The 4,234-nt window shown below is 72.5% G+C and carries 4 protein-coding genes; 2 read left to right on the plus strand and 2 right to left on the minus strand.

Translation table 11 applies throughout. The annotated features are described in order from the left end of the window. Positions 1-424 precede the first annotated feature (424 nt). Entirely contained in the window at positions 425-928 is a 504-nt protein-coding gene (locus tag DVA66_RS17680; RefSeq protein ID WP_114561233.1) for a hypothetical protein, read from the minus strand. A gap of 5 nt (positions 929-933) precedes the next feature. Continuing rightward, a complete protein-coding gene (gene glnA, locus DVA66_RS17685) occupies positions 934-2,271 on the minus strand; it encodes a type I glutamate--ammonia ligase (protein WP_114561234.1) in 1,338 nt (445 codons plus the stop codon). A 109-nt stretch (positions 2,272-2,380) separates the two neighbouring features. Between glnA and DVA66_RS17690 the strand changes: the two genes are divergently transcribed. Both DVA66_RS17690 and DVA66_RS22150 read left to right on the plus strand, forming a co-directional pair. Next, positions 2,381-4,162, plus strand: a complete 1,782-nt coding sequence (locus DVA66_RS17690) for an NAD+ synthase (protein ID WP_114561235.1) — start codon at positions 2,381-2,383, stop codon at positions 4,160-4,162. Further along, a partial coding sequence (locus DVA66_RS22150; protein ID WP_408608931.1) for a DUF2510 domain-containing protein occupies positions 4,159-4,234 on the plus strand: 76 nt, incomplete at its 3' end. The genes DVA66_RS17690 and DVA66_RS22150, both read left to right, overlap by 4 nt.

A 4,234-nucleotide genomic window follows, 5' to 3' on the forward strand; every position in this document is an offset into this window, starting at 1 on the left:
CTGGTGGAGCGGCTCGCCCCGCTGGCCGGCGGCCGTGACCGGGCGGTGGCGATGCGTGCGGCCGCCGCGACGGACCCGGGCGGGGTCCCGCTGCTCGCCCCGGTGCTGCCCGCGGTGGCGTGCGCCGTCGAGCACTGGGCCGACGGCGTCGAGGAGCTGGTCGTGCTGCACGACGAGCAGTCCACCCTCAACGGCGCCCGGATCCGGGCCCTCGAGTCGCGGCTGCGCCGGTGCCGCCCCGGCCTGCGTCTGACGATCCGGGCCGGGGTGGACTCCCGCCTCGACCCGCGGGTGCAGGTGGCTGACTGGCTGGCCGGCACCGCCCGGGTGGCCGCGTCCGGGGGCGGGTGCGACGAGGACGTCCGCGCCCTGCTCGCGGCCTACGTCCTCGACCACGGCGCGCCCGTCGACCGGTGGGTCGGCGCTAGCCGGCGCGGTCGCCGAGACCCAGCCGGCCCCACCAGCCGGTGCGGTAGCGGCGGTGCGGGCGGGCCTGGGTGCACAGCGTCCAGAACCGGTCGAAGGCCCGCGGCGCCACCGTAGACGGCTGCAGACCCAGGCCGGCGTCGGCCGGCAGCGGCTGCGGCCAGTTCGGCAGCGGGGTGTGGTGCCCGTTGGGCTCCAGCTCGACCAGCCGGTGCAGACGTCCGTCGGAGCGCTCGGCCAGCACCCGGCCCTGGTCGTTGGTGCCCTCGACGACGGTCAGCCGGCCCGGGTGCCAGCCGCGGTCGACGGGGGCGGCGAACAACCAGGTGTGCTGCCACACCACCAGCCGCAGCCGGGTGCCGTCGGCGTCGGTGCAGCGGTAGTCGTGGGTCCAGTCGCCGAGGGCGTCGACCTCGAGCTCGAGCGCCTCGCGGGAGGTGAGCGTCAGCTCCAGGCCGTCGCGGACCAGCCGCAGCGGGAACCGCAGGCCGGCGGTCCGCACACGGCTCAGAGCACCGGCAGCAGGCTGTTGAGCTCCCACGGCGTCACCTGGGACCGGTAGGACTCGAACTCGTTGCGCTTGTTGCGCAGGAAGTAGTCGAAGACGTGCTCGCCGAGGGTCTCCGCGACCAGCTCCGAGCCCTCCATGATCCGCACCGCCTCGTCGAGGTTGCGCGGCAGCGAGCCGATGCCCAGCGCGCGACGCTCCCGCTCGGTCATCGACCAGACGTCCTCGGCCGTCTCCTCCGGCAGCTCCATCTGCTGCTGGATGCCGGCCAGGCCGGCGCTGAGCACCACCGCGTAGGCCAGGTAGGGGTTGGCGGCGGAGTCGATGGAGCGGATCTCGACGCGGGCCGAGGAGCTCTTCGACGGCTTGTACATCGGCACCCGGACCAGGGCGGAGCGGTTGTTGCGGCCCCAGCTGATGTGGGTGGGGGCCTCTCCCCCGCCGGCCAGCCGCTTGTAGGAGTTCACCCACTGGTTGGTCACCGCGCTGATCTCCGCACCGTGGTGCAGGACGCCGGCGATGAACTGCCGGGCGGTGGTCGAGAGGTGGTACTCGTCGGAGGCGTCGTAGAAGGCGTTGCTGTCACCCTCGAACAGCGAGACGTGGGTGTGCATGCCCGAGCCGGCGTGCTCGGTGAACGGCTTGGGCATGAAGGAGGCCCGCATGCCCTCGGCCATCGCGACCTCCTTGATCACCACCCGGAAGGTCATGATGTTGTCGGCCATGGTGAGCGCGTCGGCGTAGCGCAGGTCGATCTCCTGCTGGCCCGGGGCGTGCTCGTGGTGGGAGAACTCCACCGAGATGCCCATCTGCTCCAGCATGGTGATCGCCCGGCGGCGGAAGTCGCTGCTGGTGCCGTGCGGGGTGTGGTCGAAGTAGCCCGAGGAGTCGACCGGGGTGGGCGGCTGGCCGGGGACGATGTCGTTCTCGAGCAGGAAGAACTCGACCTCGGGGTGGGTGTAGAAGGTGAAGCCCTGGTCGGCGGCCTTGTCCAGCGCCCGCTTGAGCACGAACCGCGGGTCGGCGTAGGAGGGCGAGCCGTCGGGCAGCCGGATGTCGCAGAACATCCGGGCCGTCCCCTGCACCTGGTCGCGCCAGGGCAGCAGCTGGAAGGTGGACGGGTCGGGGTGGGCCACCATGTCGGCCTCCTGGATCCGCGCGAACCCCTCGATCGCGGACCCGTCGAAGCCGATCCCCTCGTTGAAGGCGCCCTCGAGCTCGGCCGGCGCGATCGCCACCGACTTGAGGAAACCGAGCACGTCGGTGAACCAGAGACGGACGAAGCGGACGTCGCGCTCCTCGATCGTGCGCAACACGAACTCCATCTGCTTGTCCATGGGCGACATCTTGCCCGACGCCGCGAACCGTGACGAACCTCCCTCGCCGGAGCCCGCGCGCTGGCCCGGCGCTGCCGGGAGGCGGCCCGCGGATCGCTACGCTGACCGCGTGCCCGAGCTGAGAGTCGCCCTGGTCCAGATGAACGCAGGCGTCGGAGCCATCGCCCGCAACGCCGAGGCGGTGGTCGACTGGTGCCGGCAGGCCGCCGAGGCCGGTGCCGACCTGGTGCTGCTGCCCGAGATGGCCCTGACCGGCTACCCGGTGGAGGACCTGGCGCTGCGTACCAGCTTCGTGGAGGCGAGCGTGCAGGCCGCCCGGACGCTGGCCACCACACTGGCCGAGGCGGGGCTGGGCGAGCTGGTGGTGGTGCTCGGCTACCTCGACCGGGCCGACGACGGACGTCCGGAGAACCGGGCCGCGGTGCTGCACGACGGCCGGGTGGTCGCCGGCTACGCCAAGCACCACCTGCCCAACTACGGCGTCTTCGACGAGTTCCGCTACTTCCGCCCCGGCACCGAGCTGCAGGTGGTGCGGGTGCGGGGGGTGGACGTCGCGGTGGCGATCTGTGAGGACCTGTGGCAGGACGGCGGGCCGGTGCAGGCCACCGCCGAGGCCGGGGCCGGGCTGCTCGCGGTGATCAACGCCTCCCCCTACGAGGCCGCCAAGGACGACACCCGGCTCGAGCTGGTGCAGCGCCGCGCCCGGGAGGCCGGCTGCACGCTGGCCTACGTCAACCTCGTCGGCGGACAGGACGAGCTGGTCTTCGACGGCGACACCATGGTGGTCGACGCGGACGGTGACGTGCTGACCCGCGGCCCGCAGTTCGTGGAGACGCTGGTGGTCGTCGACCTGCAGCTGCCGGCGGGCACCGCCACCGAGGAGCGCGCCGAGACCGGGGCGAGCGGGATGAGCATCCGCCGCCACCTCGACCTGGGCCCGGTCAGCGAGGAGCGCGAGCCCACGTCCACCCCGGTCGAGCCGCAGCACTTCGACCGGCTCGAGCCGATGGCCGAGATCCACCACGCACTGGTGCTGGGGCTGCGCGACTACTGCACCAAGAACGGCATCGAGAAGGTGTGGCTGGGGCTGTCGGGCGGGATCGACTCGACACTGGTGGCCAGCATCGCCTGCGACGCGCTGGGCGCGGAGAACGTCTACGGCATCTCCAACCCGAGCCGCTGGTCGAGCGAGCACTCGCGCAGCGACGCCGCCGAGCTGGCCCGGCGGACCGGGCTGAACTTCACCACCACCGAGATCGCGCCGATGGTGGACGCCTTCGAGGACGCCCTCGAGCTGGACGGGGTCGCCGCGGAGAACCTGCAGGCGCGGATCCGGGCGGTGATCTGGATGGCCCAGTCCAACCAGCACGGGCCCTCGATCGTGCTGGCCTGCGGCAACAAGACCGAGCTGGCGGTGGGCTACTCCACCATCTACGGCGACGCGGTCGGCGGGTTCGCCCCGATCAAGGACGTGTACAAGACCCAGGTGTGGGAGCTGGCCCGGTGGCGCAACGCCGAGGCCGAACGGCGCGGGGAGACCCCGCCGATCCCCGAGGGCACGATCACCAAGGAGCCGAGCGCGGAGCTGCGTCCCGGCCAGCGCGACAGCGACTCGCTGCCGCCCTACCCGCTGCTGGACGAGGTGCTGGAGTCCTACGTCGGCACCGACACCGGGATGGCGGAGATGGTGGCGGCCGGCTTCGACGCCGAGCTGGTGCAGCGGGTGGTGCAGATGGTCGACCGCGCCGAGTACAAGCGTCGCCAGTACCCGCCGGGCACCAAGATCAGCTTCAAGGCGTTCGGGCGTGACCGGCGGCTGCCGATCACCAACGGCTGGCGGGAGACCCGTCCCGACTCGCCGACCCCGATCAGCGACGTCGCCGACGCGTGAGCGCGCCGGGCTGGTACCCCGACCCCGCCGGCGGCGGGGGCCACCGGTGGTGGGACGGGTCGTCGTGGACCG

The sequence above is a fragment of the Desertihabitans aurantiacus genome (assembly GCF_003344635.1).
In the GTDB taxonomy this organism is placed as follows: Bacteria; Actinomycetota; Actinomycetes; order Propionibacteriales; family Propionibacteriaceae; genus Desertihabitans; species Desertihabitans aurantiacus.